The 19536-nt window shown below is 59.1% G+C and carries 14 protein-coding genes; 11 read left to right on the top strand and 3 right to left on the bottom strand.

From position 1 onward, the window contains the following. The first annotated feature begins 231 nt into the window (after positions 1-231). The 8 genes from P3G59_RS14195 (at position 232) to P3G59_RS14160 (ending at position 11432) form a co-directional block, all read left to right on the top strand. Positions 232-1146 (top strand): LysR family transcriptional regulator, encoded by a 915-nt coding sequence (locus P3G59_RS14195; protein WP_242489501.1) that lies wholly within the window; start codon positions 232-234, stop codon positions 1144-1146. Between the two features lie 403 nt (positions 1147-1549). After that, on the top strand, positions 1550-2047 hold the full coding sequence (locus tag P3G59_RS14190) for a PAAR domain-containing protein (RefSeq protein WP_277762054.1): 498 nt from the start codon (positions 1550-1552) through the stop codon (positions 2045-2047). A gap of 4 nt (positions 2048-2051) precedes the next feature. Beyond that, positions 2052-2786 (top strand): alpha/beta hydrolase, encoded by a 735-nt coding sequence (locus P3G59_RS14185; RefSeq protein WP_277762053.1) that lies wholly within the window; start codon positions 2052-2054, stop codon positions 2784-2786. Next, entirely contained in the window at positions 2783-3298 is a 516-nt protein-coding gene (locus P3G59_RS14180; RefSeq protein ID WP_277762052.1) for a hypothetical protein, read from the top strand. The genes P3G59_RS14185 and P3G59_RS14180 overlap by 4 nt, the downstream gene beginning before the upstream one ends. A 243-nt stretch (positions 3299-3541) precedes the next feature. Then, positions 3542-5281, top strand: coding sequence for a dipeptidase (locus P3G59_RS14175; protein WP_277762051.1), 1740 nt, complete (start codon positions 3542-3544; stop codon positions 5279-5281). Between the two features lie 272 nt (positions 5282-5553). Further along, positions 5554-6807 carry a multidrug efflux RND transporter periplasmic adaptor subunit MexE gene (gene mexE / locus P3G59_RS14170; RefSeq protein WP_277762050.1) on the top strand — a complete coding sequence of 418 codons (1254 nt, stop codon included), beginning with the start codon at positions 5554-5556 and terminating at the stop codon, positions 6805-6807. Between the two features lie 15 nt (positions 6808-6822). Next, positions 6823-10014: an efflux RND transporter permease subunit gene (locus tag P3G59_RS14165; protein WP_277762049.1), complete on the top strand. Its 3192-nt coding sequence runs from the start codon at positions 6823-6825 to the stop codon at positions 10012-10014. Continuing rightward, positions 10011-11432: a TolC family protein gene (locus P3G59_RS14160; RefSeq protein WP_277762048.1), complete on the top strand. Its 1422-nt coding sequence runs from the start codon at positions 10011-10013 to the stop codon at positions 11430-11432. Before P3G59_RS14165 ends, P3G59_RS14160 begins: the two co-directional genes overlap by 4 nt. A gap of 208 nt (positions 11433-11640) precedes the next feature. On the opposite strand, the gene P3G59_RS14155 is transcribed toward P3G59_RS14160, so the two are convergent. Genes P3G59_RS14155 through P3G59_RS14145 form a run of 3 tightly spaced genes read right to left on the bottom strand, consistent with a single transcriptional unit; the run spans position 11641 to position 14915 of the window. Further along, positions 11641-12585, bottom strand: coding sequence for an HlyD family secretion protein (locus P3G59_RS14155; protein WP_277762047.1), 945 nt, complete (start codon positions 12583-12585; stop codon positions 11641-11643). A gap of 4 nt (positions 12586-12589) precedes the next feature. After that, on the bottom strand, positions 12590-12790 hold the full coding sequence (locus tag P3G59_RS14150; protein WP_277762046.1) for a DUF1656 domain-containing protein: 201 nt from the start codon (positions 12788-12790) through the stop codon (positions 12590-12592). After that, a complete protein-coding gene (locus tag P3G59_RS14145; protein ID WP_277762045.1) occupies positions 12780-14915 on the bottom strand; it encodes an FUSC family protein in 2136 nt (711 codons plus the stop codon). Before P3G59_RS14145 ends, P3G59_RS14150 begins: the two co-directional genes overlap by 11 nt. Before the next feature lie 171 nt (positions 14916-15086). On the opposite strand from P3G59_RS14145, the gene P3G59_RS14140 reads away from it, so the two are divergent. The 3 genes from P3G59_RS14140 (at position 15087) to P3G59_RS14130 (ending at position 19445) form a co-directional block, all read left to right on the top strand. Continuing rightward, positions 15087-16142: a tetratricopeptide repeat protein gene (locus P3G59_RS14140; RefSeq protein ID WP_277762044.1), complete on the top strand. Its 1056-nt coding sequence runs from the start codon at positions 15087-15089 to the stop codon at positions 16140-16142. A 133-nt stretch (positions 16143-16275) separates the two neighbouring features. Next, positions 16276-17778 carry an ATPase domain-containing protein gene (locus P3G59_RS14135; protein WP_277762043.1) on the top strand — a complete coding sequence of 501 codons (1503 nt, stop codon included), beginning with the start codon at positions 16276-16278 and terminating at the stop codon, positions 17776-17778. Beyond that, the gene (locus P3G59_RS14130) at positions 17775-19445 is read left to right on the top strand and encodes an ATP-binding protein (protein WP_277762042.1); all 1671 of its coding nucleotides are present in this window, start codon (positions 17775-17777) and stop codon (positions 19443-19445) included. The genes P3G59_RS14135 and P3G59_RS14130 overlap by 4 nt, the downstream gene beginning before the upstream one ends. Positions 19446-19536: the final 91 nt, after the last annotated feature.

Here is a 19536-nt window from a genome sequence, read left to right as displayed (position 1 = left end):
CTATCTGGGCTTTTGACCCAAGACCATCAGTGGCTATTAATAGTCGACATGCCTGTCATTGATTCCGCAGCAGGGGCGGCATTGGCAAAATCCATGAAAAACTGCTGCCACCGTCTCAGTTAAGCTGAATTTTCCGGTGCAGAGTACCAGCCTTTCCCCGTAAGATTCATGCCGGCCATTGTTCTCATATGGCCGCTCTCGTCAAGCTTGATGACTCTGCCAGGACTCCAGATGAATCGTAATGACCTGCGTCGTGTCGACCTGAACCTGTTGATCGTATTCGAAACATTGATGCACGAGCGCAGTGTGACCCGGGCGGCAGAAAAGCTGTTTCTTGGGCAGCCGGCGATCAGTGCGGCGCTCTCGCGCCTGCGCAGCCTGTTCGATGACCCGCTATTTGTACGCACCGGGCGCAGCATGGAGCCGTCCGCCCGCGCGGTGGAAATCTTCGCCCTGCTGTCCCCGGCCCTCGATTCGATTTCGACCGCCGTCAGCCGTGCAGCCGAATTCGACCCGGCGACCAGCACATCGGTATTTCGGATCGGTTTGTCCGACGACGTCGAATTCGCCCTGCTGCCGATGCTGCTCAAACGCCTGCGCGCCGAATCCCCGGGGATCGTGCTGGTGGTGCGCCGCGTCAATTACATCCTGATGCCCGGGTTGCTGGCCTCCGGCGAAATCTCCATAGGCGTCAGCTACACCACCGACCTGCCGGCCAACGCCAAACGCAAAGTGTTGCGTCGCAGCCAGCCGAAACTGTTGCGCGCTGATACCGTGCCGGGCCCGTTGAGCCTGGATGACTATTGCGCGCGTCCGCATGCGCTGGTGTCGTTTGCCGGCGATCTCAGTGGTTTCATCGATGAAGAATTGGAGAAACTGGGGCGCAAACGGCATGTGGTGTTGGCCGTGCCGCAGTTCAACGGGTTGAGTACATTGTTGGCCGGTACTGACATCGTCGCGACCGTGCCGGATTACACGGCGGATGCGCTGACAGCGGCTGGCGGCGTTCGTGCGGAAGATCCGCCGTTGCCGACGCGCACGTTTGAGCTGCACATGGCCTGGCGTGGGTCGCAGGACAATGATCCGGGTGAGCGTTGGTTGCGGTCGCGGATTCAGATGTTTTTTGGCGATCCGGATAGCCTCTGAGTCCGCGCTGGCAATCCTGAACAGGGTTGAACGCAACAATGACTTGCGGCATTCTTCGCGACGAAATTTCCAAGGACGGTAAGATTTTATGCATGCCTCATGTATGCAGGCCCTTGTGCCCCTCGCCTCTTCAACCGCCACCGGTGTGATTGAAGGCGAGCACTCGCATCCGTCCGGGTGTCCACGGGGTCAATGTCTCGCGGACCTTGCCCCACAGCTTTGCAAGCCCCGGTCACCACGACTGCTTAAGGCTGCCATTCTCTGGCCCGCCGCGTTGAACGCACATTCAAACGCCGCTACCCGGCCGTCACTGCACGACATCACTCAACGAATAGCCATCGTGCCCTGCGCGCTGGCTATTCATCACAGCTGCCCGATCTGACCTCTTGAAACGGAACTTCCCATGAGCGGAAAACCTGCTGCGCGCCTCTCGGACCCTACTAGTTGCCCTCTTCCGGGACATGGCACCAATCCAATTGCCAGTGGCTCACCCAACGTAAACTTTGACGGGCTTGCTGCCGCCAGGATGACCGACAAGTCCGCTTGCGGCAGTCCAATCACGGGGGGCGTCAGCTCGACCGTCTTCATCAACGGTTTGAACGCTGCGACGATAGACAGCACGGGCGGACACGGCAATGTCGTGGTGGGTGGCTCCGGAACAGTCATCATCGGCGACACATTCGTCTCGGCACCTTTCAGCGGCCTGCTGCCGATGCCGGTGCACTTCAGCGACAGGATCAAGCTGATCGACGAAAGCACCGGTGAACCCATGCCTAATCATGGCTATGCCATTCAACGCGCTGACGGCAGTTTCGAGTACGGAACCAGTGATTCGCTGGGGTTCACGCACGTTGTGAGTTCACACGTGGCAGAAACCTTCAAACTATTTCTGGAAGATTGAAAACATGCCGGCAGAGCAAATCCAGCTTCCCAATGGTAATACCGCGAGTCTCGCCGTCACGCCGACGTTAACACTCGTAAAGGATCAATCGGTAAAGACGGCCCCCGTTCCAGCGAAGAAGGCGATCGTTTTTTTCATTGGTGGGGCTGCCGACCAAGAGAAATACTATTTCCAGGGCGCGTTCCACAATATCGATGACGCACAAAAACTGCTCGACGCCAAAATAGCCGGCAACGCCAAGCTGAAGGCGAAATACACGGGGATCCCTAAAAGCTATAAGGATGCAAGGGGTTCCGGCGATATCCAGACTCACTTCATCGACAACATTCCCAGCAAATCCTGCCCGGTTTACATCGTCGGCCACAGCCTCGGCGGATGGAACGGGGCACATCTGTCACAGATCCTTTCCGAAGCCGGTTACACCATCAAATATCTGGTGACACTCGATCCAGTGGGTGAAGGGTTCTTCGTATGGCTGGGTTCCGACATCTATTTCTCTGAACCAACGCCGGTCGCTGAAACATGGATCAACATCCGGGCCAACGCCAGTACACCTGACCAATCTGACGGTGTCGCTGACTTCGGCGAGCGTTGGATGATCGAGGCCGGTCCGACCATCAATAAAACCATTGATAGGCACCATGCTTCTGCTGACTGGATGTTTATAGAGCCTGTGCAAGGGACGAAGTCCGCCTGCGACCTCATTTTTGACTCAATCAACGGTATCTTCGGCCAATGAACAGCTTCCGCGCGGTCATTTACCTGAGCGTTGCTCTCTGCACTGGCTGCGTAAAAACGGCCAGCATTCCACCTGCCGACCTCACGTTATCATCGTTTGAGCTCGGCCCCGCGAATCTGTTCACGGCGCAATTCAGCTCCACCGTGGATTTGCAGAATGCTTTCAATGATTACGAAAACGCCAACCAGCTCAGCCCTACCCTGATCTGCTCTCTGAATCGAGACACGGAATTCTCATCCGAGCATTCAATCGCGGTAAAAGCCGAAGGGCGAGTGAACGCAAGCAGTCAAGCCAAGCCCAATTACACGTTTTCCTCCGATCTAATCTTTTACTACACCAATCCGGATGGAACGCAACGCGACTTGAATGACTACGACGCCATCAAACCGTTGCTGACGTCGCAAGCCTCAATCCCGTGCAAAGTTCGCATAACCGCCTACGGGTACGAGGCCTATTACACGAACACGTTATTGATCCCCTCCAGGATCATGATTGAACAGATCTTCCGATAGCCGCCCTTTGCTGAACCTGGCGCAGGTATTTGCAGAAGCGCTGGTCGTCAGTTAATCGCCCCCATAAAAAGCCCGGGAACCGTCCCCGGGCTTTTTCATTTGTGCGCCTCTTTTGCATTTTTGTGCGACACATCCCCTTTCAGGACTCCCGCAAGGCTCTAGCACGGTGTTAGTTTGTAAATGTATGTGTCTCAGCGTTGAGACACGCCTATCTCACTGCCCTGCAAAGGAATGCCCTTCCTAATGAATTTCCCTTTCAAACAACTGGCTGCCACCACGTTGATGCTGGCCGGTCTATCCGTATTTACTGCGCCCGCGCAAGCCAATATCACCCCGCAACAGAGCGCTGAAATCCTCAAGTCTTTCAGTGCCGACAAGGTTACAGATTTCCGCCAGTTCCTTGGCAATCTGGGCAAGAGTGATCTGGCCAAGACCGCCGACATCGGCCCGGCGATTGGCGCTTACCTTGATAACAAGACGCTGACCGCTGATCAGCAGAACGAAATCTATCGTCTGCTGGGTATCTACACGCGAGCGAAATACAGCGCTGCCGCCACCGAAACCCTGCGCGAACTGGTGGAGATTCCGACCTATCGCAAGGACGGTGTCGATCAGCATGACAACCCGGAATTCATCAAGATCGCGGCGAAGATCCAGAGCCTTGCCGAATCGTTCAACCTGAAATTCCGCAACATCGATAATCGCGTCTACGAGATTTCCCTCGATGGCAGTGGCGATGAAGTGGTTGGCATTCATGCGCATGCCGACGTGGTGCCGGTGACACCGGAAAACTGGGTGCTCAAGGATGGCACCCGCCTCGACCCGTTCAAGATCACCCTGATCGGCGACCGCATGTACGGTCGCGGCACCGAGGATGACAAGAACGGCATCGTGGTCACGCTCTATGCCATGAAAGTCATCAAGGAAGAAAAGCTGCCGCTGGTGCGCAACTTCAAGCTGTTGGTCGACACCACTGAAGAAACCACGGGCGATGCGATTCCGTACTACTTCGAACGCAATCCGACACCGAACTACAACCTGGCGCTGGATGGTGGCTACCCGGTAGTAATTGCCGAGAAAGGCTACGGCACCGTGATGGCCAACTTTGCCAAGCGCAAAGGTGAAGGCAAAGGTGCGGAAATCATTTCGATGACCGGTGGCCTGGCGACCAACCAGATTCCTTCGGCGTCGGTTGCCACACTTGTGACCGATAAACCTGCCGAACTGGCCGCCAGCCTGCAAAAAGCTGGCGACGAGTTTGCCAAACGCAATGGCGGCGATTTCCAGGTGAGCGCCAAGGTCGACGGCAAGGACGTCAAACTGACGGTGACCGGTGTGTCCGCGCACTCCTCCGAACCTGAGTCCGGGATTAACCCGGTCGCGCGGATGCTGGTCTTTATCAATAGTCTTGATGGCAAGGTCGCGCTCAAGCACAACCACATCACCGATGCCGCGCGCTACGCCGCCGACAACTGGGGTCTGGATTACCTTGGCAATAAGCTCGGTGTCGGTTTCTCGGATGCCTTCATGGGTCCGCTGACGACGTCGCTGACCTACGTCGGCATGGATGAAAAAGCCTTCAAGCTTGCAGTCAACCTGCGCGTGCCGAAGGGCAAGTCGCCAGAAAAACTCAAGGCTGAAATCGCTGAGAAACTGGCTGCCTGGAGCAAGAAGAGCCACGTAGCCGTTGCCTTCGACTATTCGATCGCCGAACCGATGTACCGCAATCCTGAGGGCGAATGGGTCAAGGCGCTGTTGGCAGTGTCGACTGAAAACCTCGGCATGAAACACGAGTTCGGCACCTCCGCCGGCGCCACCTCGGTGCATGAATTGCCCAACGGCGTGCAATTCGGTCTGGCCATGCCGAACGTGAAGTACACCGGTCACACCGATGGCGAGTTCAAGACTGTGGAGCAATTCCAGCTGGATCTGCAGATCGTGACTGAAATGATCGGACGCATCGGCCAGTTGCCGAAACTCTGATCGCACTGTCGAACCCGCCGCCATGGCGGGTTCGACATTTTTAATCCCCGCATAATCTCCGCCGCGCAGCCTCGTCCCTGACTTTTGCACACCGGGCAACACAGAATTGCTCTCGGAGAGATTGATAGCCACCTAACGAAAGGTGCATGCTAGAGGGCTCGTTCGGGTCTTATATCATTCCGAATGATAGTTACCTTTGCTTCATTCGATTCGTGCCATCACACCCCGCCAAGCATCATCCGCCCATCTTCAATACATTGGCGGATGCATCCATGGAACAGTCATTCAAACATTTGCGCTTCCCGTTGGCCCTGTTGGCCGTACTGGTGATGAGCGCCTGCGGCAAGACTCCGGAGACTGCCGCCACCCTGCCCGCTGCGAAAGTCAGCGTGGCCAAGGTGCTGGAACAACCGGTCAACGAGTGGGACGAATTCACCGGGCGCCTCGAAGCGCCGGAAACCGTTGAAATCCGTCCACGGGTCTCCGGCCAGATCGACGACGTCGCTTTCACTGAAGGCGCACTGGTCAAGAAAGGCGATCTGCTGTTCCAGATCGACCCGCGTCCGTTCCAGGCTGAAGTTCGCCGCCTCGAAGCCCTGGTAGCCCAATCCCGCGCCAACGCCACCCGCAGTGAAAACGAAGCCGGCCGGGGTGAACGTCTGCGCGCCAGCAACGCCATTTCCGCCGAATTGGCCGATTCGCGCACCAGCGCCGCACAGGAAGCCCGCGCCGCCGTCGGTGCCCTGCAAGCACAACTGGATCTGGCCAAGCTGAACCTCAGCTTCACCCGCGTCACCGCGCCGATCAGTGGCCGCGTCAGCCGTGCCGAAATCACCGCCGGCAACCTGGTGACCGCCGACACCACGCCACTGACCAGCGTGGTTTCCACCGACCGCGTCTACGCCTACTTCGACGCCGACGAGCGTGTGTTCCTCAAATACACCCAGCTCGCCCGCAACGGTCAACGCGGCGCCACGACCCCGGTGTACATGGGCCTGTCCAACGAAGACGGCAACCCGCACCTCGGTCAGATGAACTTCGTCGACAACCAGGTCAACCCGAAAACCGGCACCATCCGTGGTCGCGCGGTGTTCGACAACAGCGATGGCACCTACACCCCGGGCCTGTACGCACGCCTGAAGCTGGTCGGCAGCGGCACCTACAACGCCATGCTGATCAACGATGAAGCGGTCGGCACTGACCTGGGCAAGAAATTCGTGCTGGTAATGGATGCGGACAACAAAACCGCGTACCGCGCCGTCGAACTCGGTCCGAAAATCGAAGGCCTGCGCATCGTCCGTACCGGCCTGAACAAGGACGACACGATCATCGTCAAGGGTCTGCAACGGGTTCGTCCTGGTTCACCGGTTACCCCGGAAGTGGTGCCGATGGCCAGCGAACAGACCATCGCGGCACTCGCTCAACAACGTCAAGCGCTGGAAGCCAGCAACCTGCCCAAAGTCGCCCCTGCCAAAGGTGCGTCCGGTGCGGTTGTGAAGCTGGCTGCTACGACCCCACGCGGTTAAGGGACGACAACTCCGATGAATTTTTCCCAATTCTTCATTTCACGGCCGATCTTCGCAGCGGTGCTCTCGCTGTTGATCCTGATCGCCGGTGCGATCTCGCTGTTCCAGCTACCGATCAGCGAATACCCGGAAGTCGTGCCACCCACCGTGGTGGTACGTGCCAACTTCCCGGGCGCTAACCCTAAAGTCATCGGTGAAACCGTGGCGGCTCCGCTGGAGCAGGCCATCACCGGCGTCGAGAACATGCTGTACATGTCCTCGCAGTCGACCGCCGACGGCAAGATCACCCTGACCATCACCTTCGCCCTGGGCACTGACCTGGACAACGCGCAGGTGCAGGTGCAAAACCGGGTGACCCGTACCGAGCCGAAACTTCCCGAGGAAGTGACGCGCATCGGTATCACCGTCGACAAGGCCTCGCCCGACCTGACCATGGTTGTGCACTTGACCTCGCCGGACAAGCGCTACGACATGCTCTACCTGTCCAACTACGCGATCCTCAACATCAAGGATGAGCTCGCTCGTCTGGGCGGTGTCGGTGACGTGCAGTTGTTCGGTATGGGCGACTACTCGTTGCGTGTCTGGCTCGACCCGAACAAGACCGCTTCGCGCAACCTGACCGCGACCGATGTCGTCACCGCGATCCGTGAGCAGAACCGTCAGGTGGCTGCCGGGCAACTGGGTGCGCCGCCTGCCCCGAATGCCCAGAGCTTCCAGCTGTCGGTCAACACTCAGGGCCGTCTGGTCTCCGAGGAAGAGTTCGAGAACATCATCATTCGCGCAGGCGACAACGGTGAAATCACTCGCCTCAAGGACATCGCTCGGGTTGAACTGGGATCCAGCCAATACGCCCTGCGTTCGTTGCTGAACAACCAGCCTGCTGTAGCGATCCCGATCTTCCAGCGTCCGGGTTCCAACGCCATCGACATCTCGAACGAAGTTCGCGGCAAGATGGAAGAGCTGAAGAAAGGCTTCCCGCAAGGCATGGACTACAGCATCGTCTATGACCCGACGATCTTCGTGCGTGGCTCGATCGAGGCGGTGGTTCACACCCTCTTCGAAGCGCTGATCCTCGTGGTTTTGGTGGTGATCCTGTTCCTGCAAACCTGGCGCGCTTCGATCATTCCGTTGGTGGCGGTGCCGGTATCGTTGATCGGTACGTTTGCGGTGATGCACCTGTTCGGTTTCTCGCTCAACGCGCTGTCGCTGTTCGGTCTGGTGTTGGCCATCGGTATCGTGGTGGACGACGCCATCGTGGTGGTGGAAAACGTCGAACGGAACATTGAACTCGGACTCACACCGGTCGAAGCAACCAAACGGGCGATGCGTGAAGTCACCGGCCCGATCATCGCAACGGCCCTGGTGCTGTGTGCAGTGTTCATCCCGGCAGCTTTCATCTCTGGCCTCACCGGGCAGTTCTACAAGCAGTTCGCACTGACCATCGCTATTTCGACGGTGATCTCTGCGTTCAACTCGCTGACCCTGTCGCCCGCACTGGCCGCTGTATTGCTCAAAAGCCATGACGCGCCGAAAGACCGCTTCTCCAAGGTGCTCGACAAGATTTTCGGTGGCTGGCTGTTCCGTCCGTTCAACCGCTTCTTCGACCGCGCCAGCCATGGCTACGTCGGCACGGTGGGCCGGGTTATCCGCAGCAGCGGCATCGCCCTTCTGCTCTACGCCGGTCTGATGGTGCTGACCTTCTTCGGTTTCTCCAACACCCCGACCGGCTTCGTACCTGGCCAGGACAAGCAATACCTCGTAGCTTTCGCGCAACTGCCGGACGCCGCGAGCCTGGATCGCACTGAAGACGTGATCAAACGCATGTCCGACCTGGCGCTGAAACAGCCAGGCGTGGAAAGCGCCGTTGCGTTCCCGGGCCTGTCGATCAACGGCTTCACCAACAGCCCGAACGCCGGCATCGTCTTCGTGACCCTGAAACCGTTCGACGAACGTAAAGACCCGAGCATGTCCGCCGGTGCAATTGCCGGTGCCTTGAACGGCCAGTACGCGAACATTCAAGAGGCGTACATGGCGATCTTCCCGCCACCGCCGGTACAAGGTCTGGGCACCATTGGTGGTTTCCGCCTGCAAATCGAAGACCGGGGCAACCTGGGCTACGACGAGCTGTACAAAGAAACCATGAACATCATCAACAAAAGCCACAGCGTGCCGGAACTGGCCGGGCTGTTCACCAGCTACACCGTGAACGTTCCACAGGTCGATGCCGCCATCGACCGTGAAAAAGCCAAGACCCACGGGGTGGCCGTCAGCGACATCTTCGACACCCTGCAGATCTACCTGGGCTCGCTGTATGCCAACGACTTCAACCGTTTCGGGCGCACCTATCAGGTCAACGTTCAGGCTGAACAACAGTTCCGTCTCGAATCCGACCAGATCGGCCAGCTGAAAGTACGCAACAACAAAGGCGAAATGATCCCGCTGGCGACCTTCATCAAGGTCAGCGACACCTCGGGCCCGGATCGCGTGATGCACTACAACGGCTTCATCACCGCAGAAATCAACGGTGCGGCAGCTCCCGGTTACAGCTCCGGCCAGGCCGAGAAAGCCATCGAGAAACTGCTGAAAGATGAACTGCCAAACGGCATGACCTACGAGTGGACCGACCTGACCTACCAGCAGATTTTGTCCGGCAACACCGCGTTGTTCGTGTTCCCTCTCTGCGTATTGCTGGCGTTCCTGGTGCTCGCCGCTCAATACGAAAGCTGGAGCCTGCCATTGGCGGTAATCCTGATCGTACCGATGACGCTGCTGTCAGCTATCACCGGCGTGATCATCTCGGGGGGTGACAACAACATCTTCACCCAGATCGGTTTGATCGTACTGGTGGGACTTGCCTGTAAGAACGCGATTCTGATCGTCGAGTTTGCCAAGGACAAACAGGAAGAAGGCCTCAACCCGCTCGCTGCGGTACTGGAAGCCTGCCGTCTGCGTTTGCGGCCGATCCTGATGACCTCCTTCGCGTTCATCATGGGTGTGGTGCCACTGGTGTTCTCCAGCGGTGCCGGTGCCGAGATGCGTCATGCCATGGGTGTGGCAGTGTTCTCCGGGATGCTCGGGGTGACCTTCTTCGGTCTGTTGCTGACACCCGTGTTCTACGTACTGATCCGTAACTTTGTCGAACGCGGCGAGCAGCGCAAAGCGGCCAAGGCGCTCACTCTTCAAAAGCCACTGGAGGCGCACCAATGAGTCTGAAAGTCTTCCTGCCGAGCCTGTTGGTGCTGGCCCTGAGTGCCTGCGCCGTCGGCCCTGACTACAAGACCCCGACGACGGAGGCGGCGAACATCACGTCCGCCACCGACGGCGCCGCCGGCCAGAAGAACTTCGACCGTTCGAAATTCGAAGGCATCTGGTGGCAGCAGTTCGACGATCCGACCCTCAACCAGTTGGTGACGCAATCGCTGCAAGGCAACCGTGAACTGCGCGTAGCATTCGCTCGCTGGAAAGCCGCCCGGGCGATCCGCGACGACGTCAGCAACGATGCGATGCCGACCATCACCAGCCGCGCCAGCAGTGATCTGGCCAAGGGGCAAATCCCCGGCCAGACCACCAAACGGGTCAACAGTGAGCGCTACGACCTGGGGCTGGACATGGCCTGGGAGCTGGACTTGTTCGGCCGTATCCAGCGCAATCTGGAATCGGCCGACGCCGAGCAGCAAGCGGTTGAGGCTGATCTCTACCAACTGCAAGTCACCATGATTGCCGAACTGGTCGATGCTTACGGTCAACTGCGTGGTGCGCAACTGCGCGAAAAGATCGCCGTGGCCAACCTGAACAACCAGCAGGAGTCGCGCAAGATCACCATCAGCCTGCGTGATGCCGGCGTTGGCGATCAACTCGACGTCGAACGGGCCGATGCGCGTCTGGCCTCGGTCGAAGCCAGCGTGCCGCAATTGCAGGCAGAACAGGTTCGGCAGAAAAACCGTATCGCCACCCTGCTGGGCGAGCGTCCGGACAAACTGACTGTCGATCTGAGCCCGAAAGACTTGCCGGCGATTGCCAAGGCCTTGCCGATCGGTGATCCGGGCGAACTGCTGCAGCGTCGTCCGGACATTCTCAGCGCTGAACGCAAACTGGCTTCGGCCACGGCGCGTATCGGCGTGGCGAAAGCCGATCTGTTCCCTCGGGTCAGCCTTAGCGGCTTCCTCGGCTGGACGGCCGGGCGTGGTTCGCAGATCGGTTCCTCGGCGGCCAACGCCTGGGCACTCGGCCCGAGCATCACCTGGGCGGCGTTCGACCTTGGCAGCGTGCGCGCCCGTTTGCGTGGCGCCGATGCTGATGCCGAAGGCGCACTGGCGACTTACGAGCAACAAGTACTGCTGGCACTGGAAGAGTCGGAAAACGCTTTCAGCGATTACGGCAAGCGTCAGCAACGCCTGATCTCGCTGATTCGCCAAAGTGAATCGAGCCGCAAGGCTGCCGACCTGGCTGAAATCCGCTATCGCGAAGGGACAACTGATTTCCTCGTGCTCCTCGACGCTCAACGTGAACGGTTGAATGCCGAAGACAGTCAGGCCCAGGCTGAAGTCGATCTGTATCGCGGCATAGTCGCGATCTACAAGGCCCTTGGCGGCGGCTGGCAACCGGAGACTGTCGCCAGCAAGTAATCGATTGTTAAAGAGCTCCTTTGGTTGGCCGCAACCAACCAAATTTTTTGCCCCGCGTATCATTCGGTCGCGGGGCTTTTTTATGCCTGGTCACATCACCCGAACGCCACTGTTCCCTCTGTAGGAGCTGCCGCAGGCTGCGATCTTTTGATCTGCTCTTTTAAAGGCAAAAGCAAAAGATCGCAGCCTGCGGCAGCTCCTACCGGGATCAGTTTTCCAGAACTGTGACGGTGGCTGTGGTGCCGGCACGCAAGCGGTTTTTGCCGGCATAGTCGCCATCAATGTCGATCCGCACCGGCACTCGCTGTGCCAGTTTTACCCACGTGTAACTCGGGTTGATGTTGGCCAGTAACCGACTTCCCGGGGCGTTTTCCCGGTCGGCGATGGCGAAGGCAATGCTCTGCACTGTGCCACCAAAGGTCTCCCCACTCATTAATTGCACGCGTACCCGAGCGCCCTCTGTAATTCGCGGCAATTTGGTTTCTTCGAAATAACCACTGATGTAGAACGAATCACTGTCGACCAGCGCCAACAACGCGCCACCGGCCACCGCATAATCGCCCTCACGGGTCAGCAGGTTGGTGACATAGCCGCTCACCGGGGACTCGACGCGGGTGCGCTGCAAGTCCAGTTCGGCCTGAGTCATCGCGGCAATCGCCAACTGCACGTTGGCTTCGGCAAGGCCGAGATTGGCCTGATTACGTAAAAGATCCGCCTGGGCCACCGCCACATCGGTACTGGATTTCTCCCACTCTTCCCCGGAAATCGCGAAACCCTGCTTGAGCGTACGCCGCCTGCGCTCTTCGCTTTGCCGCTGCTTGAGCAAGGCTTCACTGGCAACGATGGCCGCTTGCGACTGGCCCAGTGTTGCCTTGGCCACTTCCACTGAACGTCGCGAATGCTCCACCGCCAACCTATAGCGCGCCGGGTCGATCTCCATCAACAGTTGCCCCTTGTCGACATGCTGGTTGTCCTGCACGGCCAGACTGACAATGCGCCCCGAGACATCCGCCGACAACGTCACCACATCGGCTCTGACCCGGGCATCGCGAGTCCATGGTGCGCGGGTGTAATGCTCCCAGGCGAACCAGCCAAGCACGATCGCCAGTAGCACCACTGCCAATGTGATCAATCGCGTGAATAACACTTTCAAGGCATCAGCCTCCCATCAGCAGAATCAGCGTGGCACAGACGCAGGCATACAAGGCGCCTTCGAACAGCGCTTCATGCCAGACCAGACGCAGCACACCCAGACGCCGCAACCCCCAGTCGAGCAGCATGAATATCGGTATGGCCAACAATAGCGCCTGGGCAATGGGCGGCAGATAGACACCGCCAATCTCGAAATCAATGGACAAGGGCCGCTTCTCCTTCCGGGACGGAATGCTGGATGGCGTCACCGTGGCGCTGCAGGAACGACACGACGATCAACAGGGCCACGCGCATGCGAAACAGCGACCACACATGCTCATGACTGGCGACGTGCAGTTCATCCAGTTCGTCGCCCAGTGTGTGCAGTGTGATCAGCAGTGGCGCCAACTGCACATCCTGACGCCCGGCGACAAAACGCCCGGTTTTGTGCACTACCGAAGCCAGACGCTGATTGAAGGAGTCTGTCAGCAGCGCATTGTTGTGGGCCTGCTGACGCATCTGATGCATCGCCACACCCAGCGCAACACACGCCAGGCTGATTTCGTACAGTTGCTGCATCGCGCGGCCATTCACCGCCGGCAGCAGGCCGAGCATGCTGGTCAGGCGATCCACCATGCGGCTTTCGAAGGCGAACTGTTGTTCATCGGTCGCCGCGGTTTTGCTCAGTGCATACACCTGCTCGCGCGCTTCGTTATACAAACGGCGAAGGCGCCATGCCGGGCGAAACGGGAAAATCCACGCATATACGATCAGGGCGAGCATGGCCGCACTGACGTAGGCACCGGCGAATTCGAACCATTGAATCGCCGTGTTCTGCCCGGTACCGACATTCTGCGGACCGAGCATCAGGAAACTCGACAACCCCAGCCCCATGCCGATGCCCGCCGTCGCCGGGCTGGCCAGACCAATTGCGATCACATACAGCAGCGGCGCCAGCAGTAATGCCAACAGCTCGAAATCACTGACCGCCGGCACCAGCATGAATTGATAGAACGCCGAGACCACCAGCGCCAGCCCCAAGCCTCGTGCATAACTCTGCGCGGCTATCAGTGGACGTGGAAAAGTAGCCATCAGCGAGCAGAGGATTCCCACCAGAATCATCCCGCCCCGCGCACCGTCCCCCGCGGTTTCGATCCAGATCAACCCGGCCACCAGCAACGCAGTGAAAGCGCGGATCGCGTTCATCGACGCCAGGGTGAAATCCAGATGCAGCGGGCTGACCTGACCGCGATAGAGGCAACTGGCCTCGCGCCCTTCCTGGATGGCATCGCTCAATTCGAGGATCTGCTCGAGTTGCTGCAACAGCCGCGCTTGCTCCCAGCGCAACGCCCAGGCCAGTGAACGCAATGTGGCGCTCATGTCTTCGGTCAGTTGTTCAGCCTGATAAGCGAGAGCCTCGAACTGTTGCTGCAGCGTGATAAACCGGTGACGTGTGGGCTCGGGCAGCGATCGACCCTGCTCCGCCAACTGATCGAGAAGCGCCAGTTCGTCCGCACGCAGTCGCTGGATGTCCAGCGGCAGATCACCCTCCCAACGCTCGGTGAGGAGTTCTCGCTGATGGCGCAGCGCGGTCAATCGCGAGGTCAACAGCATCAGTTGATTGCCCAGCAGCAGCACCAGGTGGTTGGCGCTGCGTAATCGTGGCGCATCGAAATACAAATGCCGGCGCAGGCCTTCGAGGGCACTGATCTCACCGAGCAATTGCATTTGCCGGCGCTGGAAATCGGCCTCGCTTTCTTCCGTGCGAAGCACCGCCGCTGCGTGACTGGCGGCCAGTTTGATGACTTGATCGACTTTGGCGAAATAACCCTTGGCCACAGCTTGCGGGCGCGCTGTCAGCAGGCTGACGACACACACGCACGCCACGGCCAGCAAGGTTTCAGTGACACGCGTAACGGCCAATAGAAACGTGCCGTCCTGGTCGGGAATTGCCAATAGCGCCACGACCACAGCGGTGTAACCACTAAGCACAAACGCTTGCGAGCTGGTGTAGCGCAGCAACGTGCCGCCGGCCGTGCACAACGCCAGCCACAGGGCCAGAGTGGTAATGAATGGCAGCGGGGCCTGGGGAAAGATCGCCATGATCACTACCGCCACCGCAGCCCCGAGTGTCGTGCCGATCACCTGGCCGAAACTGCGCGCCAGCGCCATCCCGGCCAACGGCTGGCTGACGATGACCACCGCCATGATCGACCATTTCGGCTGATCGAGATCGAACAAGAACGCCAGATACAGCGTCAGCAACCCCGCCACAATGGTTCGCAGGGCAAACAGCAGAGCGGGTTGACCGGGGTGGATCACGGCCTTGAAGTAATTGAACAGGGCTGGCATGGGCACACTCATTGAAGCGACTTCTGCAAGCGTAGACACTGCATCGAAAGCCTGACGGGTAACTGAGTCGACGCAGCTTGTAGGGCGATTCGCATGCACAGGGTTTGACTCGTGGCCCGAGCTGACCGAAGCTTGCCGCTCTGCTCAAGTACGTCTGTTCCGGAAACCTGCATGCCTCAGTCTCGCCGCTACCTGCTTATCAGCCTGGGCCTTGTGCTTGTCATCCTCGTGGCCTGGTTATCTGTGCGCAGTACCGCCCCGGTCATACCCGATGCGATCAAACACGGCTACAGCGAAGCGCTGAATGCCGCCCGCACCGGCGAGCCGGGCGCGGCGCGTCAGCTGTATCAGCAACTGGGCCGTCCGGACATCTCGATCAAGCGCCGCGTGTGGCTGCATGGTGAACTGCCTAATTACCCGAGCCCGCAGGCATTGAAACTGGCTGACACTGACCTACAGAACGAAGCCCCCGAAGTGCGGTTGGCGGCGATCAAAAGTGTGGTGGGACTCGTGCCGGGCGGGCAACGCAGCCTGTTGCTTGGCCCCCTGCTTGAGGATGAGGAGCACACCGTACGCTTTGCTGCGATCAATGCCCTGCTGGGCTTGACGCCGGATGAACTGGGTCTGTATTTCGCGCCTCTGCAACAAGCAATAGACGGCTGGGAACAAACGCTCAAGGCACAACCGGAAAGCGCCGCCAACTACGCGCAACTCGCCCGGCTGCATCTTCACAACGCCGAACTCAAGGAGGCGCAGGTCGCGCTCGACAATACCCTGCGCCTGGAACCGGGCAATCTGCAGGCATTGGTGATGCAGATCGATGTCCTCGATCGCCAGGGCCAGACCGACGCCGCCCGGCAACTGCTGGGCCAGCAACTCAAGGCACAACCTGATTCTGCCTATTTGCAACATGCCCTGGGTCTCTGGTTGCTGCACCACGATCAACGGGAGTACGCCCTGCTCGGCTTGTCCAAGGCCGTCGAACTTGAGCCAGACAACAAGGACTATCGCTACGACCTCGCTACCACCCTGCACAGCGCCGAGGAACTGGAAGCGGCACAAAAGCAATTGCAGGAAATCGTCCAGCGCCACCCCGCTGACCGCAAAGCGCGGGTCTTGTTGATCAACTACTGGAAAGAAAGCGGTCAACTGCAGAATGTGCAAATCCTGTTGGCACAGCTGGAGCAGCTCAATCCGGATGATCCGGCATTGCAGCAGGGCCTCTGACCCACTTTCGACAGCTTGTTCGACACATCTCGCAAGTAATTTCGGAACTGCCATCACGGCAAAGGGTCAAGTTAATCAGGCCGTCCGATTCTCCCGGCGGCCTCGCTTCCCCCTAGTCATGAGAGGGCATTTTTTGTCTACATCTAACGAGTTGATCAGTGCGAAAGCCGCTACCGGCATTGTAGGTCTGGACGACATCCTGGCCGGTGGCTTGTCTCGCGGTCATGTTTTCTTGCTGGAGGGTGAACCCGGTACCGGCAAAACCACGGTCGCTTTGCATTTTCTCCTGGCCGGCGCGAAAGCCGGCGAACGCTCGTTGTACATCACGCTCTCGGAAACCGAGCGTGAATTAAGGCAAGGGGCGCTGTCCCATGGCTGGACGCTGGATGACAACATCAAGATCTTTGAGCTGACGCCACCGGAAAGCCTGCTCAATGCCGAGCACCAGCAGAGCCTGCTGTACTCCTCCGACCTGGAACTGGGCGAAGCCACCAAGCAGATTTTCGAAGCAGTCGAACGCTTCAAGCCCACCCGCGTGGTCCTCGACAGCCTGTCGGAAATCCGCTTGCTGGCGCAGAGTTCCTTGCGCTATCGCCGGCAGATTCTGGCCATCAAGCATTACTTTGTGCGCTACAACGCCACCGTACTTCTGCTTGACGACCTGACCACCGAGTCCCTCGACAAGACCGTGCACAGTGTGGCGCACGGGGTCATTCGCCTTGAAGAGCTGACGCCCAACTACGGCGCCGAGCGTCGACGCGTGCGGGTGGTCAAATACCGCGGCCAGAAGTATCGCGGCGGCTTCCATGATTTCACCATCATGGGCGATGGCGTGCATGTATTCCCACGGCTGGTGGCGGCTGAACATCGTGGCGAGTATGCGCGATTGCAACTGTCCAGCAGCATCCCGGAAATGGACGCGCTGCTCGGCGGCGGCATCGAGACCGGTTCCAGTACGCTGATTCTCGGCCCTGCCGGTACCGGTAAATCGTTGATCTCGATGATCTTCGCCGCCGCTGCCGTACTACGCGGGGAAAAGGCTGCGCTGTTTATCTTCGATGAAGAACTGGGCCTGTTGTTCGAGCGCATGAGAAACATCGGCATCGATCTCAAGGCACTGCAAGCCACCGGCAATCTGTTGATCGAACAGGTCGACGCCGCCGAGCTGTCGCCGGGCGAGTTCTCCCATCGCGTGCGGCGTTGCGTCGATGAAGGTCAAATCAAAACCGTGGTCATCGACAGCATCAACGGCTATCAGGCGGCGATGCCGGAAGAAAACGCGCTGGTGCTGCACATGCACGAGTTGTTGCTGTACCTCAACCGCAAAGGCGCGGCGACATTCATGACGGTCGCTCAGCATGGTCTGGTCGGCGACATGCAAGCGCCGGTCGACATTACTTATCTGGCGGACACGGTGATTCTGTTGCGCTACTTCGAAGCACTGGGCAAAGTCCGCCGCGCGATCTCGATCATCAAGAAACGCACCGGCAGCCACGAATCGACCATTCGTGAATACCGAATTTCCAACCAAGGCATGACCATCGGTGAACCGCTGGAAGCCTTTCAGGGCGTATTGCGAGGCGTCCCCACCTACCTCGGCGCGAGTAATCCATTGTTGCAGGAAGAGATCTTGTGACGGTTCAGGTGGCGCTGGCCGAACGGGCGCTGATTCTGGCGCCCGTGGGTCGCGACAGCCAGATTGCGCTGATGATCCTCAACGAGGCCGGCTACGACGGGCTCATCACGCCCGGGCTGGGCTCGCTGTGCACGGAGCTTGAACGGGGTGCCGGTCTGGTGCTGGTCGCCGCCGAAGCCTTGCGCGGGCCGGAGCTGGAGGCGCTGTTCCTGTACCTGGAGCAGCAACCGGCGTGGTCGGATCTGCCGATTGTGCTGTTGACCCATCATGGCGGTCAGGAACAGGGCCCCTCCTCGCGCCTGAGCGATCTGTTGGGCAACGTGACGTTCCTGGAGCGACCGTTTCATCCTGCGACGCTGGTCAGTCTGGTTTCCGCCGCATTGCGCGGTCGACGACGACAGTACGAGGCCCGCGACCGGCTGGTTGACCTCAGTGAAAGCGAACGGCGTCTGCAATCGACGCTGGAAACCCTTGAGCAACAGGTCGAAGAGCGCACCGCGCAACTGCGGCACAATGAAGAAGCCCTGCGCCAGTCGCAGAAAATGGAAGCGGTCGGCCAACTCACTGGCGGTATCGCCCACGACTTCAACAACATGCTGACCGGCATCATCGGCAGTCTTGAGTTATTGCGTCGGCGCCTGGCCCGTGGACGTCTGGACGATCTCGACAGCCTGATCGATCTGGGCGTGACTTCGGCCAACCGTGCCGCCAGTCTGACCCACCGCCTGCTGGCGTTTTCGCGCCGGCAATCGCTCGATTCAAAAGCCGTGCAGATGAACACCCTGGTGCTGTCCATGGGTGAACTGCTGCAACGCAGCCTCAACGAAAGCATTCAACTGGAGATGCGCCTCAACGACAAGCTGTGGGTTGCAGAGGCGGACCCCAATCAACTGGAAAGTGCCCTGCTCAACCTGGTCATTAATGCCCGCGACGCCATGCCCGACGGCGGCAAACTCGTGGTCGAGACCAGCAATCAGGTGCTCAATCGCGAGTTCACCGAGGCCTACAGCAACCTTGAACCCGGTGATTACGTGATGCTCAGTGTCACCGACAACGGCTGCGGCATGCCGCAAAGTGTCATCAACCGTGCGTTCGATCCTTTTTTCACGACTAAACCGATTGGTCAGGGCACCGGGCTGGGCCTGTCGATGATCTACGGGTTCAGCAAGCAGTCACGCGGGCATGTCTCGATCGACAGCGAGATCGATGAGGGCACCACGGTCAGACTCTACCTGCCACGCTTTCGCGGCGAAGAACTGTCCAGTCCAGACTCCGCCATTCAACAAGCCCCGGATGCGCTGGATGGCGAAACCGTGCTGATCGTCGAAGACGACCCGGCCGTGCGCGTGCTGGTTTGTGCGGTGCTTGGGGAATTGGGTTATGCCTTCGTCGAAGCCTGGGATGCCGACAGCGCCGTGCCGATTCTGAATTCGACGCAGCGTATCGATCTGCTGATCAGCGATGTCGGCCTGCCAGGCATGAACGGCCGGCAACTGGCGGAAGTCGGCCGGCAATATCGTCCGGGGCTGAAGGTTCTGTTTATCACCGGATACGCCGAGCACGCCGCAGTGCGTGGCGGGTTCCTCGATTCAGGGATGCAGATGATCACCAAACCGTTCACTTTCGACCTGCTGACCGCCAAGGTGCGGGAGATGATCAAAAGCTGAAACTGCTGAAACTGTAGGAGCTGCCGCAGGCTGCGATCTTTTGATCTTGTTTTACATCAAAAGATCGTCCGATCGCGGCCCGAGCCTGCGG

Origin of the sequence: Pseudomonas sp. A34-9, assembly GCF_029543085.1 — a bacterium.
Classification (GTDB): domain Bacteria; phylum Pseudomonadota; class Gammaproteobacteria; order Pseudomonadales; family Pseudomonadaceae; genus Aquipseudomonas.
The sequence above is the reverse complement of the archived record's forward strand: the minus strand, read 5'-3'. Positions and strand labels throughout refer to the sequence as shown.